Origin of the sequence: Propionivibrio sp. (assembly GCF_049316945.1) — a bacterium.
Classification (GTDB): domain Bacteria; phylum Pseudomonadota; class Gammaproteobacteria; order Burkholderiales; family Rhodocyclaceae; genus Propionivibrio.
Window position 1 is genome coordinate 30,198 of sequence record NZ_JBMOJE010000025.1, and the last position, 18,308, is coordinate 48,505.

The window sequence follows — 18,308 nt, forward strand, 5'->3', positions numbered from 1 at the left end:
CCTCCACCGTCGGCACGTCACACGCCATGTTACGCCGAGTTTTGTTGCACAATACCGGGCTAATGTCGCCCCGTCTCATCCTCGCCCTTGCGCTTTCGCTCGCCCTGCACGGCGGCTTGTTCCTTCCGGATATCCTGAAGCGTCTTTCTGTTGCCCCGCCCCCGCCGGCGCTGCAAGCCACGCTGCGCCTGCCGCCGATGGTGCCGGATGTCCCCTTCGAGCCCTTGCTCAAGAATACAATCGATACCGAAGAAGCGCCTCAAGTCGCTGAACCGCAGCCACCAAGTCCGGTTACGCCGCAGCCGAAGCCGAAGACCGCAGCGAAGCGCGAGGTTCAGGTCGCCCAGAGAAAACTCTCGAAGCACCTGTTCTATCCGCCCGAGGCTGTCGCACGCGGCCTCGAAGGCGAAGTGCGGCTGATCCTCAAACTGTCCGCCGACGGCTCGGTCGACGATGTCAATATCGCCGCCAGCAGTGGCTACCCGATCCTCGACAACGCTGCCATCAAGGCCGCTTACGCGATGGGAAAACTCACCGGGGCTACCTCGCGCGAACTGATCCTGCCAGTCATTTTCCGCCTGGAGTAAAACTACCGGCGCCGGAACACCACGTCCCAGACGCCATGGCCCAGCCGCAAGCCGCGCTGTTCGAATTTGGTCAGCGGGCGATATTCGGGGCGCGGCGCAAAATCCGGCGCTGTATTTTTCAGCAAGGGTTCGGCCGAAAGCACCTCCAGCATCTGCCGGGCGTACTCCTCCCAGTCCGTGGCGCAATGGATGTAGCCACCGGGCTTGAGCCGGCTGGCGAGCAGCGCAACGAGCGGCGGCTGGATCAGGCGCCGCTTGTGATGCCGCTTTTTCGGCCACGGGTCGGGGAAGAAGATATGGGCGCCGGACAGGATGCCGGGCTGGATCATCTCGCGCAGGACATCCACCGCGTCGTGCTGAACAATGCGCAGATTGGTCAGCCCGCCTTCAGCAACCAGCTTGCACAGGCTGCCGACGCCCGGCGTATGCACTTCAATGCCGAGGTAGTCGTTCTGCGGGTTGGCAGCAGCGATCGTCGCCGATGTTTCGCCCATGCCGAAGCCGATTTCGAGAATCTTCGGGGCCACCTCGGCACAACGGCCAAACACCGTATCCAGATTATGCGGTGCCGGTACGTAAGGCACGCCGATCTCGGCCATCATCCCCTCGAAGTAGCGCAACTGGGCATTCGAAACGCGGCCCTGACGCAATACGTAGCTACGGATATGCCGACGCGGGTGGTCAGTCTCGCCCACCGTATCGATGTTTTCCAACGCCTCGGCCACGGCTAGGAACCGATCAAGCCGGTGGTCGGTGACGAAGGATCGGCCGAGTAGTACTTGCGTGCCATGCGGCCGGCAAGGAAGGCTTCACGCCCGGCTTCGACGGCCTTCTTCATGGCGCTGCCCATCAGCACGGGGTTCCGGGCATGCGCGATGGCGCTATTCATCAGCACCCCGTCGCAGCCGAGTTCCATGGCGATGGCCGCATCCGAGGCGGTGCCGACGCCGGCATCGACCAGCACCGGCACCTTGGCGTTGTCGATGATCAGGCGCAGGTTCCACGGGTTCACAATGCCCATCCCGGAACCGATCAGCGAGGCCAGCGGCATGACCGCGACGCAACCGATTTCCTCAAGCATCCTGGCCTGGATCGGGTCGTCGGCACAGTACACCATCACGTCGAAACCGTCCTTGACCAGCGTTGCCGCCGCCTTCAGCGTTTCCGGCATGTTCGGGAACAGGTTGGTCGGATCGCCCAGCACTTCCAGCTTGCACAGGGCATGGCCGTCAAGCAGTTCTCGTCCCAGGCGCAGGGTACGCACCGCATCCTCGGCCGTATAGCAGCCGGCCGTATTCGGCAGAATGGTGAATTCCGAGGTCGGCAAGGCATCCAGCAGGTTAGGTTCGCCGGGATTCTGGCCAATGTTCACGCGGCGAATGGCCACCGTGATGATCTCGGCGCCCGAGGCATCGATCGCCGCGCGCGTTTCGGCAAAATCCTTGTACTTGCCGGTGCCGACCAGAAGCCGCGAACGGTAGGTCTTGCCGGCAATCGTCAGGCGGTGGACGAGTGAATTCATTGGGATTTCCTCAGAGTGCTGCAGGAGTGGCCGGATCAGCCGCCGCCAACGGCGACAACGATTTCAATACGGTCAGCATTGGCCAGCGTGACTGCGGCGTGACGGCCACGCGGGACGATTTCGCCATTGCGCTCGACGGCGATGCGCTTGCCGGCATAGCCGAGCGCCTCGACCAGTGCAGCGACCGTCAGGAGCGCGGAGAATTGGCGGGGTTCGCCATTGATTATAAGTTCCATGGGAGAAGGATTTTATCACGCTGCCCAACCGCCCGCCTTCCCGAACCTTAAAACCTCAGTCTATCCACGAAAATCACGAAAGACACGAACAAAATCAAGAGCTTGATGTGTTTTCTCTATTCACCTTTTGGGTGGCGATCTTAAGCTTATTAGCTCCTTGATTCTTTTCGTGCTTTTGGTGTTTTTCGTGGACGAACTGCTTTGTCCAGGTTGATGCGCCAGCAAGCAAAGCCTGAAATTGATGCCGGCAGGCATCACTCCTGGTCTTCGCTGCGCCGTCCGAGGTTCAAACCTAGCTGCTTCAACTTGCGATAAAGATGGGTGCGCTCAAGGCCGGTTTTATCGGCGACTCGCGTCATGTTGCCGCGTTCGCATTTCAGGTGATGTTCAAAGTAAAGCCGCTCGAAGGCCTCACGGGCGTCGCGCAAAGGCTGGTTGAACATGGGAAGCGCCGGTGCTGGTCTGGGCGCATCGCTGGCCTCGCGCAGCAGAATACCGTCCACGTCATCGACCGATATCTCGTCTTCAAGCGCCGACAAGGCGAGATTCTTGACCGTCGCCAGCAACTCGACCCATTCACCCGGCCAATGGTGCAGGCGCAGGGCGTTCAGGGCCGCACTCGAAAACTGTCGCGACGGCACTTCATTGCGCTCGACAAGGTGCGTCAGCACTAGCGAGGCGATTTCCGGCACGTCGCCGGTATGCCCGGAAAGCAATGGCAAAGCCACCCATACCTCGCCCAGACGCGCCACCAGAAGGGGGTCCCATCCGGTTTCGCCGAGCGCCGAAAGAGGGCGGTTGGAAGCGGCAACCAGTTGCAGGTTGTACTTTTCGAGCCGCTCCAGCGCATAAACAAGATTCTTCTGTTGCAATTTGCCGAGCAACATCAGGTCGGCGATGAAGAGGATGCCGCCGGCTGCCTTTTCGAGCATTTCCTGCGTCAAGGGTGCGCTCGATGTGGACAGGTCGAGCCATGGCGTCTTCGGTGTTTGCAGGGTCCGTGCACAGATTTCGGCAATGCTGCCGGATGCGCTCTTGAGGAACAGCACGGGTGTTTTGGCTGCGGCCTGTTCCAGCCTTTTCTTGAGGTCCTTGAGCAGCGGCGAACGGGCAAAAGCGTCGAGCGTGAGCGGAGGCTTTGGCGGCGAGACCTCGTGTTTGAGCGCTTTCTTGACCGTGGCCAAGAGCTTTTGCAGGGCAATCGGCTTTTCGAGAAAGTCGATTGCGCCGACACGCGTCGCCTCGACTGCCGAATCGATTGTTCCATGGCCTGACATCATGACCACCGGCATTGTCAGCAAACCGGCGGTTGACCACTCCTTGAGCAGAGAGATTCCGTCGGTATCCGGCATCCAGATGTCGAGCAGGACAAGATCCGGACGTTTCTCGCTGCGACTCTTGCGCGCGGCGGCCGCATTTTCGGCAAGCAGGACGGTATGCCCTTCGTCAGCAAGAATTTCGGAGAGCAGTTCGCGGATGCCCATTTCGTCGTCGACAACCAGTATTTGCGCCATGTTCAGCTCTCAAAACAATAAGGTCGCGCCAGCGACTCGCGAATCTCCCCTCGCCCTCGGGGAGAGGGGCAGGGGGTGAGGGAAACGGGCTGATCAGCATCGATCATAATCTGCAGTGGTGGCGAAGCCATGCCCGTCAGTTGTTTCTGAAATACTTGGATCAAGCGCCAGCACATGGGCCAAAGGTAGCCGAATGCTGACCTCGGCGCCAACCGGCTGCCGGTTGTTTATCCTGATGCGACCCTGATGTTCATCGACAATCTTCTTGACGATGGCCAGACCGAGGCCTGTGCCGCGCACCTTGGTGGTGACGTAAGGCTCAAAAACGCGCGCCATCATTTCAGGCGGAAAGCCTGGGCCACAATCGGTCACGACCAGTTCTGCCATGCCGTCGATGCAGCGAGTAATAATGCCGATCTGCGCTTGGTCGGCGCCTTCCTGCGCGTCCTCGGCGTTGCGCAGCAGATTGTGGATGATCTGCCGCAACTGGCTCGCATCGCCCCACACGGCGGGCAATTCGGGGGCAAACTCAGCCTTGATGCGGGCCTGAGAGGTTTCATACAGGCCGAGCACCTCGCCAATCAGGGCATTAAGATCAAGCTTGGCCAACTCGGGCGCCGGCATGCGGGCATAGTCCGAAAATTCGTTGACCATGCGTTTCATCGCCTGCACCTGATTGATGATCATCTGCGTCGAGCGGTTGAGCATTTCGCCGTCGTTACCGCTCAATTTGTCGGCCAGCTTGATCTGCATCCGTTCCGCCGAAAGCTGGATCGGCGTCAGCGGGTTCTTGATTTCATGCGCCAGGCGCCGCGCCACCTCGCCCCAGGCGGCACTGCGCTGGGCCGCCACCAGACGCGTAACATCGTCGAACACCACGACATAGCCGCCATTCGTTCCCTCCGGCAATTGCGTGCCACGTACCAACAGGAGTTGCGGCAAACCGCCGGGGCGATCGAGTTCGATCTGTGTCTGCCATTCCTTGCTTCCATGTTCGGCGAAGGCATCGCGAATCGCCCGCCCGAAGACCTGCTCGCGCGGCCAGGCGTCGATCGTCTCGGCCAGCAGGCCGGTGAATTCATCCTCAAGAATGCTCTGCGCGCCGGCATTGACCGTGCGCAGCATGAAGCGACGATCGAAGACGAGTACGCCAGCCGATAAATTGGCCAGGATCGATTCAAGGTAGGCACGCGCCGATTCGACTTCGGCGCGATGGCGCTCGGTTTCATGTCGCGCGTCGGAGAGTTGGCGCGTCATCTGGTTGAACGACTGCGTCAATACGCCGAGCTCGTCACGGCTGTAGATCGCCTGGCGCGGGGTAAAGTCACCGGCGGCCACGGCCTGCGTTCCCTCGGCAAGAATCGAGAGCGGTGCCGAAAGTCGGCGGGCCAGCACAAAAGCCATGGCGATGGCGGTAAACAGGGCGAGCAGCACGGTCAGGGTCAGTGTCATGGCATAGATGCGCGTCAGTCCCTCACGGCCCAGCGAGAGTTCCTGATAGTCGCGATAGACCTCCTGCACGCGATCGGCGTTCAGCGCAAGGCTGCTCGGTACAGGCTGGATCAGTTGCAGGATGCGCGTTTCCATGCCCAGACCAACAGGTGAAACCGGTACCAGAACATGTAGCATCAGATCCTTGCCACCGGTACTTTCGATTTCGCGATAGCCCCGTCCGACCCGGGCCTGACGCAATTGTTCGAGCGCTGGCTGCGCCGGCATCAAGGTGCCCAGATCGCTGGTTGCCGTGGCCAGCAACTGGCCGCTGGTGGTGAACAGGGCGACGAACTGCACGCCGGTCTGCTCGCGCAGGCGGCTGAGCGCCAGGCGGCGCTGGGCTTCCGACTGGTCTCCCAGATCGAGGGCCATGGCCCGTCCTTTTGTTACCAGATCGTCGAGCAGCGAATCGAGCACGCTACGCCCCAGATTGAGTCCGGATTCCAGCGCCTTTTCGACGCGTACGTCGAACCAGGTTTCAATGCTCTTGGTGACAAACTGCACCGATACCGCGTAAATCAGCACCCCAGGGAGGACAGCCATCAGGCCGAACATCAGCATCAGCCGCAGCTTGAGCCGCGAGCCGAAGACCTTGGCCTGATGCTCGCGCCACAGATCGCGCACCTGCCAAACGATCAGGGCAAAAAGCGACAAGGCAACAACCGCATTCAGGCCGAGCAACCAGGGGTAATTGCTGGCAAACAATGCCGTATTGGCGCTGGCCGATGCGAGCAGAAAGAGCAGGATGCCGCCAAACGAGGCCGCCGCGATGATCAGGTATCTCATTTACCCTCACCTGTCGCGGGTGCTGAGGGTGTTGTGGGCGCAGTGGAACCGGCAGGCACCGGCGGGGCTGACGGTGAGGTCGGGACTCCTGCCGCTGGGGTAGATTCGGTCGATGGCATCGGCGAGAAACTCCAGCGCAGCCAATCGGATGACAGATTCCACTCCTTGTTGGCCAGCGCGCTAACCTGAAAGGTCTTGGCCATCTGGGTCAGATCCAGACGCATGCGCAAGCCGGCGAGGTAGGTCTGGTCGGCTTTGATCTCGCCCTTCTCAAGCACCTGCCAATGGCGCAAACGGGACATCACGTGCAACGCGTCATCCAGTGTAGTGAAGCTCTGGTGCAAGGCGCCCGTCGACAATCGATACTGGCGTGTGAGGGCGTGATAGGAAAGCTGAAAGGTTTTATTGCGCCGAATGACCTGTTCGTCGAACCAGTACCACCGTGACCGGGTCAGCTCGAAATCGACGGCAAAGAAGAGTACGACCCCCTTGTTGACGACCTCTTCAAGGCGCGAATTGAAGTTGATGTTGAAGTCGGCGGCCAAGGTATAGCCGTCTTCGTTGGCCTCAAGCTGCGGGTTGCGGACGCTGATCTCCGTTGCCTGCGCGCCTTGCGCGGCAAGCAGCAAAACGACGCTGCAAAAAAACGATCTAAACAGGTTTTTGCAGCAACGCATAATAGAAACCGTCGTTGTCGTCCTGAGGCAACAATTGTTCCTCAGCCAGGCGCTTTACGCCGGACTGGCGAACGAGGAAGGCGTCAATCTGCGCGGCATTCTCTTCCGGAAACACCGAGCAGGTCGCATACAACAGTTTTCCGCCAGGCTTGAGCAATAGCCAAAGCGCATCAAGAATGGCCGCCTGGGTATGGACAAAGCGCCGGATATCGCTTTCTCGGCGCAGGTGCTTGATGTCCGGATGACGGCGCACGACGCCGGATGCCGAGCAGGGCACGTCAGCCAGAATGGCGTCGAACGGCCGACCGTCCCACCAGCGTTCGGCCTCGTTGCAATCGGCGACCTTTACCGTCGCCTGCAAGCCGAGTCGTTGCAGGTTCTCTTCGATACGTTTTGTCCGGCTGGCATCGATATCCAGCGCCAGCAGATCAAGATCGGCCGCTTCGAGCAGATGGGCGGTTTTTCCGCCGGGAGCGGCACAGGCGTCGAGCACGCGAGCCCCCGGCGCCGGCGCCAGCAGTTCGGCAGCGCGTTGCGCCCCGGCATCCTGTACTGAAACATAACCATCGAAGAAACCTGGCAAGGCTTCAACCGATACCGGCTTTTGCAGGATCAAGCCTTGGCCGCCAACCGGTCTCGCCGAAAGGCCGGCTGCTTTGAGTTTTGTAGCATAGTCAGCGACCGTTCCAAGGCGCTGATTGACGCGCAGGGTCATCGGTGGCGGGCTATTGCCGGCAGCGACAATCGACTGCCAGTTCTCGCGGTAAGCACGCCGCAAGCGAGTCAGCCACCAGCGTGGATGCCGGTAATTCGCTTCTTCATCGGCCGCCATCGCTGCCAGCAGCGATTCGCGCTGCCGCAGATAATTTCGCAGCACACCATTGACCAATCCCTTGAAGGCGCCGCCGGCTATCTCTCCGGCCGCAACAACCGCCTGATCGACGACCATCGCCGCTGAATCGGGACGCGTCTCCAGACGATAAAGCGCGCCCTGCAACAGCGCCTGCGTTTCAGGGTGGGTCGAGGGCTTGGACATCAAGCGCCCAAGAATGAATTCACCCTGGCCGTAACGACGCAATACGCCGTAAGCCACATCCTGTGCCGCGGCACGCGCGACTGGCGGCTCCTTGGCGAGAACCAGCAAGGCTTCGCTCAAGCTTTTTCCTTCGTAAACCGACGCCAGAATACGAGCGGCCAGCAGCAGACTCCAGCCCATCGAATCGGGCGCCAGCGACGTTAAAGGAAGAGAAGCAGGAAGAGAAGCAGGAAGAGAAGCAGGAAGAGAAGCCGCAGCGGCGACCGAGGTCGATTTGCGCACCCGGACAATGCGCGACGCGTGAGGATTGGGTGGCGATGAAGATGATGAAGACAAGGCAGCGTTTCTCGGTAATCGTATGTTGATCGAGTCTAGCATGATGATGATAATTTCGGCTTGCAGCGATGCGCTTGTGCGGATCTTAGGCAATCGCCCTGAGCCTGGTCACACCTGAATACGAAGAGCAGGCGCAGAGGCCGTCAATAGTGACTTCCGGCACACGATGCTTCGAGAGCCGCATGGACATTGGCTGTCATGGCATGGCTGCTCGAGATGGCCGTGTTGCTTGCCTGGCAGGCCGGTTGTCGAATCTATGTCCCTCTCGTGCAGGCACTGACATAATGCGTGTATGAGCACTCCTTCCCTCAAACGCTACGCGTGGCTTTCGATCAGTGCCGCTTTGGCCACCATTCTGCTCAAGGGTGTGGCCTGGTGGATGACGGGATCAGTCGGCCTGCTTTCCGATGCGCTCGAATCGGTCGTCAATCTCGCCGGAGCAATGATGGCTCTGGCCATGATAACCATCGCCGAACAGCCGGCAGACGATCATCACACCTATGGTCACGGCAAGGCCGAATATTTTTCCGGCGGTTTCGAGGGGCTGCTGATTTTACTCGCCGCAGTAGGCATCGGCGTTGCCGCCATTGAGCGACTGCTGCATCCGCAACCGCTGGAACAGTTGGGCATCGGTCTTGCGGTTTCAGTGGTTGCCTCGATCGTCAATTTGTTGACCGCCCGCATCCTGCTCGCCGCCGGACTCAAGAACCGATCCTTGACGCTGGAGGCCGACGCCCGTCACCTGATGACCGACGTGTGGACTTCGGTTGGCGTCATCGCCGGGGTCTCTGCCGTGGCACTGACCGGCTGGCTGTGGCTCGATCCGGTACTGGCATTGCTGGTGGCGGCCAATATCGTGTGGACCGGATGGAAGCTTCTTTACCGCTCAACTCAGGGCTTGATGGATGTTGCCTTGCCGCCCAAAGAGCATGCTCTGGTAGTGGCTGTCCTGACGCGTTATCGCGCGATCGGAATTGACTATCATGCCCTGCGTACCCGCGAGTCAGGGGCGCGCCGCTTCGTCGAACTGCACGTTCTGATGCCCGGCGAGTGGACGATCCAGCAAGGCCACGATCTGGCTGAGCGGCTGGAATGCGACATTCGCAACACGCTGCCGCATACGACGGTATTCACGCATCTGGAGCCCTTGGACGACCCGGCGTCACTTGAGGATATCGCGCTTGACAGGTAACCGAACTTCATCACTTGTAGCCCGCTACCGGCTCTTGCTGCCGGCTTTGGCGCTGATGCTGCTCCTGCCCCTGCCGGCATTGGCCTGGAACGCCGCCGGACATCGCCTGGTAGCCAGCATTGCCTGGGATCAGCTTGATGAACACACCCGCTCCGAGCTTTCGCAACTGCTGCGGTCGCACCCGGATTATGCGCGCTGGCTCAGGAGAACAGGAGATGACCAGACCGGCCGGGGCGCTTTCATCGAGGCCTCGACCTGGCCCGACGATATCCGCAAGGACACGCGCTTCTACAGCGCCGGCATCGATAATCCGACAGCAACGCTGCCCGGCTTCCCCGACATGGAACGACGCCGCGACTGGCACTACTTGAATCGTCCGCTTGACGATGCGCTCGGGAATCAAACGGTCTCTGGGCTGCTCGACAAGCAGCTCGTGGCGCTGGCAAAAATCATCGGCTCCACCAGCGCGCCACAAATCGAGCGCGTCTATGCCTTGCCCTGGCTCATCCACCTGATCGGCGATGCCCATCAACCCCTGCACACCAGCATCCGGCTCGACGCCGACGGCAAGTGGGACAAGCTCGGCAGCGGAATGACGGTGATCAACCCGTTCAATTCGCGCAAAAGCTCATCAACGCTGCATACCTTCTGGGACGATCTGCCTGGCCCTCCCTGGTTGCGTGGAGAACGTCTCACAGCAGCGAGCCAGGCGTTGATCGCTTCCTATCCGCATCCGGCGCATTCAACGTCCGGGCAGTGGATTAACGAAAGCTGGCGGATAGCAAGGAAAAGTGCCTATCCGCCCGGCGCCGAAAACGTCCCTACCATTAGTGAAGAATTCTACGAAAACGCCAGGAAAATCGCCAACCAGCGAATAGCAGAAGCCGGTTACCGACTCGCCGATCTGCTGCGCGAACTGTTAAGTACGAAGTTGAAACGGTGATGCACGATCAGCGCGATATGTTACGCATGGCACGCAGACGCGCGACCCGTTCCTCGGTGGCCGGATGGGTACTGAACAGGCCGGCGATGCCGCCACCGGACAAGGGGTTCATGATCATCATCTGCGCCGTGGCCGGATGTTCATCGGCCACCGGCATGGGAATCCCGCGTGCGTAGGCATCAATCTTGGCCAGCGCGTCGGCCAGCGCCTGCGGATCGCCGCAAATCTCCGCACCGCCACGATCCGCTTCGAATTCACGGGCGCGCGAGATAGCCATCTGGATCAGCGAAGCGGCAAGCGGCGCCAAGAGGGCGACGGCAATGCTGGCAATCGGATTGCTACGCCCTTCCGAATCCCGGCCGCCAAAGATCATCGCGAAATTGGCCAGCGCCGAGATTGCACCGGCCATGGTCGCCGAAATGGTCGAAATCAGGATGTCGCGGTGGCGGACGTGCGCCAGTTCATGCGCCATCACGCCCCTGATCTCGCGCGCCGAAAGCAGGTTAAGAATCCCCGTGGTTGCCGCAACCGCTGCGTTGTCCGGATTGCGCCCGGTGGCAAAGGCATTGGGCTGCGGTTCGTCGATCAGATAAACGCGCGGCATGGGCAACCCGGCGCGCTGCGCCAGATCACGGACCATGGTGTAAAACTGCGGTGCCGAGGCTTCGTCGACCTCACGTGCGTTGTACATTTTCAGCACCATGGTGTCCGAGAACCAGTAGGCGAAGAGGTTCATCGCACCGCCGAACAGCAGCGCCATCACCATGCCCGTCGCGCCGCCGAGATAGCCGCCGATGACGCCGAACAGCGCCATGATCGCCGCCATCAGGATGGATGTTTTCAACCAGTTGCCAAGCATCGTCGTGATCTCCTTGTTGGTCAGAATTCAGGCGGAATAACCGCCGCTTTGGCCATTAGATTGGGAGATAACGGAAAAATTCAATACGGAAGATCGAAGGACGATCCTGGCCTTACGGGCGTTCCGGCAAGAAACTGCGCGACTGGAAGTCGCTTGCCCCCGGCTTTTTGCAACTCGGTCAGTCGTAGCGCGCCTTCGCCACAAGTGACTACGATGCCATGCTTGTCGGCTGCAACAACGGAACCCGATGCGCCTGTCGCGGCCACCGCTTCGGCCTGCCACACCTTGATCAGGCTGCCTTGCAGACTGGCTGTGGCACCGGGAAACGGATTGAAGGCTCTGACCTGCCTGGCCAACTGGACGGCTGGCAAACGCCAGTCGAGCGGCGCTTCTGCTTTGTCGATCTTGGCGGCATAGGTCACCCCGAACTCCGGCTGTGGGTGGAACGGCAAGGGCAGTTTCCCAAGTACCTCGACGATAAGGCGAGCGCCAAGTACGGCGAGCTTGTCGTGCAATGTAGCCGCCGTGTCGTCAGCATTAATCGGCAAGCTTTCCGAATGCAGTACCGGCCCGGTATCCAGCCCAGCCTCCATTTTCATGATGCAAACGCCGGTATCAGCATCACCGGCGAGAAGCGCCCGCTGAATCGGCGCCGCGCCGCGCCAGCGCGGCAGCAGTGAGGCATGGATATTGATACCGCCGAAGCGCGGCATGTCGAGTACCGCCTGCGGCAGGATCAGTCCATAAGCAGCAACAATCAAGGCCTCGGCATTGACGGCTCGTATACGTTCCTGCGCGGCCGTATCCCTCAGTGTCGGTGGCTGAAAAACCTCGATTCCGGAGGCCAGCGCCAATTCCTTGACCGGCGACGCACGAAGCGCCATGCCCCGGCCTGAAGGCCTATCCGGCTGAGTAAGCACTAACTCCACGTGATGCCCAGCGGCCAGAATGGCACGCAAGGCCAATGCCGAAAACTCCGGCGTTCCGGCAAAAACCAGCTTCATGCGGTAATCCGTGACTGCTTGACCAGCTTGGCTTTTATACGCATCTGTTTCAGCAGTGAGAGATGCTCGACAAAAACCTTGCCTTCAAGGTGGTCTATTTCATGTTGCAGGCAAACCGCCAGCAAGCCATCGGCGGAAATTTTTTGCGCCTTGCCATCCGGATCAAGATAGCGAACGACAACACGCTCCGCTCGCTCAACCTTGTCGTAGATGCCAGGCACCGAGAGACAACCTTCCTCACAGACCTGAACACCCTCGCTCTCGACAAGTTCGGGATTGATCAAGACCAGCAGATGATCGCGGGTTTCGGAGGCATCAATGACGATCACCCGCTTGTGTACATCGACCTGTGTCGCGGCCAGTCCGATGCCCGGCGCTTCGTACATCGTCTCGGCCATGTCACGTGCCAGACACCGGATGCTGTCGTCAATCATTTCAACCGGAGCGGCGACAGTTTTCAGACGCGGATCAGGGAAACGGAGTATTGGTAGTAGTGGCATAAAAAGCTTGATCGAAGTAGTAATTACGTGCAGAATCCGATGCAACGTCTTGAAAAACGGCGCAATATTTGCGCATTGTATGCGATGTCTGTGGCTGAGAGTGCGGTGAGGATACGGCTTAAAACATGGCTCAAGAAATCACCAGAACCCAAGGTTTAGCATCCACAGAGGTTGCCGACCGTTCGCATGAGGATAACACGATGATCCGCATTATATCCGCGCTAGTTCTGGCTATGGCCGTGACACTTTGCAGCGCTGTCGAACAACCGCTCCAACTGGCTGATAACGCACCGGATCGGCACATTGTCGTACCGGGCGACACCCTCTGGGGAATATCCGCCCAGTTTCTCAAGGAACCTTGGCGCTGGCCGGAAATCTGGCGCATGAACCGGGAACAGATCAAAAATCCCAACCGTATTTACCCTGGCGATGTGATCGTACTTGATCGCGATGCCAGCGGCAATCCGCTGTTGCGCGTTCAAAACGCGAAGTTGCGGCCCCAGATATATTCCGAACAGATTAGTCAGGCGATTCCACCGATTCCGCCCAACGTCATCGAACCTTTCCTTTCCGCACCACTCGTTGTCGAAGTGAATGGCTTGGACAACGCGGCCCGTATCATCGCGACTCAGCAGGATAGGGTTTTTCTTGGCAACGGCGATCTCGCGTATGTTGACAACGCCGATCCTGCCAAACAACAGTGGCAGGTCTATCGCAACGGCAAGCCGTTACTTGACCCGGCTTACCCCGATCAAAACCCGTCTAATCCCAAGTATATTCTCGGTTACGAAGCTTTTTATCTGGGCACGGCAACACAGGTCAAGCCTGGCAGCCCGGCCACTTTTGAAATACTGAGCGCCAAGCAGGAAATCGGTCGCGGTGACCGACTGGTCCCGGCAGTCAGCCCTCCATTGGTAGCCTACATTCCACACAAGCCTGATTTCTTGATCGATGGCCGCATCATTTCGATCTATGGTGGTGTCGGATCGGCCGGACGTGGCTCGATCGTTTCACTGAATCGGGGCGGCAAGGACGGTCTCGAAATCGGGCATATTCTGGCACTCGAACGTAATCGGACAGTTGTTGAGCGTAACGAAGAGGATCACAAGGTAAACGTGCAGATTCCCTCCGAGCGTACCGGGTTGCTTTTCGTGTTCCGCACCTTTGACCGTATTTCCTATGCCCTGGTCGTTCAATCCGAGGGCACGGTTGATATCAACGATTTCGTCCGCACGCCCTGAGCTATGACTGAGGGCGAGTCGCTATCCAACTGGTTACGACTGACGCTCACTCCTGGAATTGGCGGTGAAACGCAGCGCAAACTGCTCGCCGCCTTCGGTCTTCCCGAAGCGGTCTTTTCTGCCGGTCGCAGCGCGGTGCGTGGAGTCATCGGCGACAAGGCGGCCAGCCTCCTGCTCGATACCAATAATGAAACCGTCGTTTCGGCGGCCTGTGCGTGGTCGAATGAAGCTGATCAGCACATCATCACGCTGGCCGATCCTGAGTACCCTCAGGCGCTGCTGGAAATTCCAGATCCGCCAACCGTGCTCTATGTGCGAGGCCGCATCGAACCGCTCAACCGTCCGGCGCTGGCCATCGTAGGCAGTCGAAATCCAACACCTCAAGGCATTCAGAACGCCGAACGTTTTGCCGCGACCTTCGCGGAAGCAGGTTTGGTGATCGCCAGCGGTCTGGCCCTTGGCATTGACGCCGCAGCGCATCGCGGTGCATTGTCCGTTACCGGCGACACCATCGCTTTTATCGGAACCGGCATCGATCGCATATACCCGGCACGAAACCGTGAACTGGCTCTGGAAATCGGCACTAGAGGAACCATCGTTTCCGAATTCCCGATTGGCACACCGGTCACTGCCGCCAACTTTCCTCGACGAAACCGGCTTATCTCCGGTATTGCGCGCGGCGTGCTGGTCGTTGAGGCGGCAATCGTCAGCGGCTCGCTGATTACTGCTCGTCTCGCTGGCGAGCAGGGTCGCGAGGTCTTTGCCATTCCTGGTTCGATACACTCGCCACAGTCGCGAGGCTGTCACAAGCTCATCAAGCAGGGTGCCAAACTGGTTGAAACTGCACAGGACGTTCTTGAGGAACTGCGCTGGAGCACTCCGTCGACGGTCAATGCTGCAAAGGAGAGTGGCGACGATGTTGCAGCTGATGAACTGCTTTCATTGATGGGCTATGATATTTGCGGACTGGACGAGCTTGCCGGAAGTAGTGGCTTGACGGCCGAGTCGCTTTGCGTGAAGCTGTTGCATTTGGAACTTGATGGTCGAGTTGCCAGTTTGCCTGGAGGCCGCTACCAGCGGCTTCGGCAAGCCTGAAATAAAATAATCTCATGATCGATATCCTCGTCTACCTATTCGAAAACTATTCTGATTTTTCCTCACACCCGAAACCTAACGCACTGGCTCGCAAGCTGAGTGCTGTTGGTTTCGAGAAGGGGGATATCTCGGAAGCCATCGTCTGGCTGGCTGGTCTAAAGAGCGCCAGAGTCGCTGAATTTTCCACCGACCACCGTTCGCTACGTATCTACCTCGATGAGGAACAGCAAAAGCTTGGTACGGATTGCCTGAGTTTTATTTTCTTTCTCGAAGCGGCTGGGGTTATCACACCCGCGTTGCGAGAGTTGGTCGTAGAACGCGGATTGATGCTGGAGGATGATCCGGTTCCGCTGGCCAAATTCAAGATCATTGTTTTAATGGTGCTGTGGAGCCGGGAACAGGATCTTGAACCCTTGATTGTCGAGGAATTGCTCTACGATGCCGACCCGGAACTGCTGCACTGAGCCCTTCAACTACTGTCGGAATTAACCCTCACCGGCCTACGCCTCGCTGGTCTCGATTTGCTACTGACAGCCGTTGCTTGCCAAGCGCAGCATTGTGCTTTTATTATGCCCTGCACCGTGGCGCAGTCCAACCATTCCCTAATCATCTAATTTCTCCGCCTAACTGGCACAAAAAACTCCATGAGTAAGAAGCTGATCATTGCCGAGAAACCTTCCGTCGCCGCTGATATCGCACGCGCATTGGGCGGATTCGTTAAACACGACGACTACTTCGAGAGCGAAGACTGTGTTCTTTCCTCGGCCGTCGGTCATCTGCTCGAACTAGCCTGTCCGGAAGAATATGAAGTCAAACGCGGTAAGTGGTCGTTTGCTCACCTGCCAGTCATTCCTCCGTATTTCGATTTGCGACCGATAGAAAAGTCTGAATCCCGCCTCAAACTGCTTACCCGACTGATCAAACGCAAGGATGTGAGTAGTCTGGTGAACGCCTGTGACGCGGGACGTGAAGGCGAGTTGATCTTCAATTACATCGCCCAGCACGCCAAGAGCGGCAAACCGGTCGAACGGCTGTGGTTGCAGTCGATGACACAGCAGGCTATCAAAGACGGGTTTTCGCGCCTGCGCACCGGTTCCGATATGCAGGGCCTGGCTGATGCCGCTGTCTGCCGCTCTGAATCCGACTGGCTGGTTGGCATCAACGGCACGCGCGCCATGACTGCTTTCAATTCCAAAACTGGCGGTTTCCATCTGACGACGGTTGGCCGCGTTCAGACACCAACCTTGGCGCTGATGGTCGAGCGCGAAGATAAGATCCGAAAATTCAAACCGCGCCCCTATTGGGAACTGGAAGGCATCTTTGCCTGCCTTGCTGGCGAATACAAAGGAAAATGGTTTGACGAGAATTTTGCCAAGGGAAAAAGCGAAGAAGACGAACATCAGCGTGCTGACCGCCTGTGGGATGAAGCTCGTGCCAAGGTGCTGCAGAGCAAGTGCCAGGGCAAAGCCGGTGAAGTGTCCGAAGAAGCCAAACCATCAACCCAGCTATCACCGCTGCTCTACGATCTCACCAGCCTGCAGCGCGAGGCCAATAGCCGATTTGGCTTTTCTGCCAAGTCAACGCTTGGCCTGGCCCAGGCCTTGTACGAGAAGCACAAGGTACTGACTTATCCACGTACCGACGCACGTGCGTTACCGGAAGACTATCTCCCGACAGTCAATGCGACTCTCGCCATGCTTACTGGCGAAGGAGTTGGCAAGGGACATGACGAGGCTATGCTGGCTCGTTACTCACCATTCGCCCACCAGATTTTGGCACGCAAATGGGTTATTCCGAACAAGCGTATTTTCAATAACGCCAAGATATCCGACCACTTCGCCATCATTCCGACCTTGCAGGCGCCAAAGCACCTCTCAGAGCCGGAGCAGAAACTCTACGACATGGTCGTCAAGCGTTTCCTTGCTGTTTTCTACCCGGCGGCAGAATTCATGATCACTACGCGCATCACGCGCGTCGAAGCTGAGCCTTTCAAAACAGAGGGCAAGGTCCTGGTCAATCCGGGCTGGCTAGCTGTCTATGGCCGTGAAGGGCAGGAAGGCGACGAAGGCAATCTGGTTCCGGTAACCCTGAAAGAGAAGGTACATACCGAAGAGGTCGTGCTCAACGCCACCGAAACCCGGCCGCCTCCCCGCTTCTCTGAAGCGACGCTGCTTTCGGCCATGGAAGGCGCCGGCAAAATGGTTGACGACGAGGAACTGAAGGCTGCTATGGCCGGCCGCGGTCTTGGCACACCAGCAACTCGTGCGCAGATCATTGAAAACCTGATCGGCGAGCAGTATCTGAATCGCGAAGGTCGTGAATTACAACCCACGGCCAAGGCCTTCTCGCTGATGACCCTGCTCAACGGCTTGGGCATTCCTGAACTCACGGCACCAGAACTTACCGGTGACTGGGAATGGAAACTCGCCCGCATGGAGCGTGGCGAAATGTCTCGCGAGGCCTTCATGAACGAGATTTCGGCGATGACGCAACGCATCGTCGACCGTGCCAAAAGTTACGACAGCGACACCATCCCCGGTGACTTTGGCGAACTCTCAACACCCTGTCCGAAGTGTGGCGGCATGATCAAGGAGACCTACAAAAAATTCCAGTGCCAAGCTTGCGATTTTGCCCTGTGGAAGATCGTTGCCAGCCGACAATTTGAAGCCGCTGAAATTGAGGAATTGCTCACCGAGCGCAAGATTGGACCTCTCACCGGCTTCCGCAACAAGATGGGACGCCCTTTTAACGCCATCATCAAGCTCAACGCCGAAAACCTGCCTGAGTTTGATTTCGGTCAGGGCGCCAATGGTGATGACGCAAATGCCGATGAAGTTGATTTTTCCGACCGACCTACGCTCGGTGCCTGCCCGAAATGCTCAGCACGCGTCTTCGAACATGGCATGGCCTACGTGTGCGAGAAATCAGTCGGGCCGAACAAAAGTTGTGATTTCCGTTCCGGCAAAGTCATCCTGCAGCAGCAGGTTGAAGATGAGCAAATGAAAAAATTGCTCTCAACCGGTCGCACTGATCTGCTCAAAGACTTCGTTTCGGCGCGGACAAGACGCAAATTTTCGGCTTTCCTTGTCCGAGGACCTGACGGAAAGGTCGGATTCGAGTTCGAGAAGCGTGAACCAAAAACCAAGGCGCCTGCAAAAACCGCTACAGCCGAAGTAGAAAAGCCAGCTCCAAAACCGGCCCCCAAAAAGGCAAGAGCAAGCAAGAAGGTGGCTTAGTCTCTTATCAGCCAAGTCTATACATTTTCTGACAAGAATTAGTCTATCAA

General features: G+C 58.4%; 17 protein-coding genes. 7 read left to right on the forward strand and 10 right to left on the reverse strand.

The window, feature by feature from the left end:
* Positions 1–62 precede the first annotated feature (62 nt).
* Positions 63–587, forward strand: a complete 525-nt coding sequence (locus ACOYNV_RS08090) for a TonB family protein (RefSeq protein WP_422899251.1) — start codon at positions 63–65, stop codon at positions 585–587.
* A 2-nt stretch (positions 588–589) separates the two neighbouring features.
* Here the strand turns inward: ACOYNV_RS08090 and trmB are convergent, their stop codons facing one another.
* The 7 genes from trmB to rsmB all read right to left on the reverse strand — a co-directional run bounded on the left by trmB (position 590) and on the right by rsmB (position 8,281).
* Complete coding sequence (gene trmB, locus ACOYNV_RS08095; protein WP_422899252.1) at positions 590–1,312, reverse strand: tRNA (guanosine(46)-N7)-methyltransferase TrmB; 723 nt, start codon at positions 1,310–1,312, stop codon at positions 590–592.
* A gap of 2 nt (positions 1,313–1,314) precedes the next feature.
* On the reverse strand, positions 1,315–2,109 hold the full coding sequence (locus ACOYNV_RS08100; RefSeq protein ID WP_422899253.1) for a thiazole synthase: 795 nt from the start codon (positions 2,107–2,109) through the stop codon (positions 1,315–1,317).
* A 35-nt stretch (positions 2,110–2,144) separates the two neighbouring features.
* On the reverse strand, positions 2,145–2,345 hold the full coding sequence (thiS, locus tag ACOYNV_RS08105; RefSeq protein ID WP_422899254.1) for a sulfur carrier protein ThiS: 201 nt from the start codon (positions 2,343–2,345) through the stop codon (positions 2,145–2,147).
* Between the two features lie 254 nt (positions 2,346–2,599).
* The gene (locus ACOYNV_RS08110; protein ID WP_422899255.1) at positions 2,600–3,859 is read right to left on the reverse strand and encodes a sigma-54-dependent transcriptional regulator; all 1,260 of its coding nucleotides are present in this window, start codon (positions 3,857–3,859) and stop codon (positions 2,600–2,602) included.
* 93 nt (positions 3,860–3,952) lie between these two features.
* On the reverse strand, positions 3,953–6,139 hold the full coding sequence (locus ACOYNV_RS08115; protein WP_422899256.1) for an ATP-binding protein: 2,187 nt from the start codon (positions 6,137–6,139) through the stop codon (positions 3,953–3,955).
* Complete coding sequence (locus tag ACOYNV_RS08120; protein WP_422899257.1) at positions 6,136–6,816, reverse strand: DUF4390 domain-containing protein; 681 nt, start codon at positions 6,814–6,816, stop codon at positions 6,136–6,138. Before ACOYNV_RS08120 ends, ACOYNV_RS08115 begins: the two co-directional genes overlap by 4 nt.
* A complete protein-coding gene (gene rsmB, locus ACOYNV_RS08125; protein ID WP_422899258.1) occupies positions 6,791–8,281 on the reverse strand; it encodes a 16S rRNA (cytosine(967)-C(5))-methyltransferase RsmB in 1,491 nt (496 codons plus the stop codon). The genes ACOYNV_RS08120 and rsmB overlap by 26 nt, the downstream gene beginning before the upstream one ends.
* Positions 8,282–8,480: 199 nt before the next feature.
* Here rsmB and ACOYNV_RS08130 point away from each other — a divergent pair, with 199 nt between their 5' ends.
* Both ACOYNV_RS08130 and ACOYNV_RS08135 read left to right on the forward strand, forming a co-directional pair.
* Positions 8,481–9,380 carry a cation diffusion facilitator family transporter gene (locus ACOYNV_RS08130; protein WP_422899259.1) on the forward strand — a complete coding sequence of 300 codons (900 nt, stop codon included), beginning with the start codon at positions 8,481–8,483 and terminating at the stop codon, positions 9,378–9,380.
* Positions 9,370–10,323, forward strand: coding sequence for a S1/P1 nuclease (locus ACOYNV_RS08135; protein WP_422899260.1), 954 nt, complete (start codon positions 9,370–9,372; stop codon positions 10,321–10,323). The genes ACOYNV_RS08130 and ACOYNV_RS08135 overlap by 11 nt, the downstream gene beginning before the upstream one ends.
* A 7-nt stretch (positions 10,324–10,330) precedes the next feature.
* On the opposite strand, the gene htpX is transcribed toward ACOYNV_RS08135, so the two are convergent.
* The 3 genes from htpX to def form a co-directional block, all read right to left on the reverse strand.
* Positions 10,331–11,182: a zinc metalloprotease HtpX gene (gene htpX / locus ACOYNV_RS08140; RefSeq protein ID WP_422899261.1), complete on the reverse strand. Its 852-nt coding sequence runs from the start codon at positions 11,180–11,182 to the stop codon at positions 10,331–10,333.
* 80 nt (positions 11,183–11,262) lie between these two features.
* Complete coding sequence (fmt, locus tag ACOYNV_RS08145; protein ID WP_422899262.1) at positions 11,263–12,186, reverse strand: methionyl-tRNA formyltransferase; 924 nt, start codon at positions 12,184–12,186, stop codon at positions 11,263–11,265.
* The gene (gene def, locus ACOYNV_RS08150) at positions 12,183–12,686 is read right to left on the reverse strand and encodes a peptide deformylase (RefSeq protein ID WP_422899263.1); all 504 of its coding nucleotides are present in this window, start codon (positions 12,684–12,686) and stop codon (positions 12,183–12,185) included. The genes fmt and def overlap by 4 nt, the downstream gene beginning before the upstream one ends.
* Positions 12,687–12,886: 200 nt before the next feature.
* On the opposite strand from def, the gene ACOYNV_RS08155 reads away from it, so the two are divergent.
* From ACOYNV_RS08155 to ACOYNV_RS08170, 4 genes are all read left to right on the forward strand, one after another.
* Complete coding sequence (locus ACOYNV_RS08155) at positions 12,887–13,927, forward strand: LysM peptidoglycan-binding domain-containing protein (RefSeq protein ID WP_422899264.1); 1,041 nt, start codon at positions 12,887–12,889, stop codon at positions 13,925–13,927.
* Between the two features lie 3 nt (positions 13,928–13,930).
* Positions 13,931–15,022 (forward strand): DNA-processing protein DprA, encoded by a 1,092-nt coding sequence (gene dprA / locus ACOYNV_RS08160; RefSeq protein WP_422899265.1) that lies wholly within the window; start codon positions 13,931–13,933, stop codon positions 15,020–15,022.
* 14 nt (positions 15,023–15,036) lie between these two features.
* Positions 15,037–15,486: a DUF494 family protein gene (locus ACOYNV_RS08165; RefSeq protein WP_422899266.1), complete on the forward strand. Its 450-nt coding sequence runs from the start codon at positions 15,037–15,039 to the stop codon at positions 15,484–15,486.
* A 180-nt stretch (positions 15,487–15,666) separates the two neighbouring features.
* Positions 15,667–18,258, forward strand: coding sequence for a DNA topoisomerase III (locus ACOYNV_RS08170; RefSeq protein WP_422899267.1), 2,592 nt, complete (start codon positions 15,667–15,669; stop codon positions 18,256–18,258).
* The last annotated feature ends 50 nt before the right edge of the window (positions 18,259–18,308 follow it).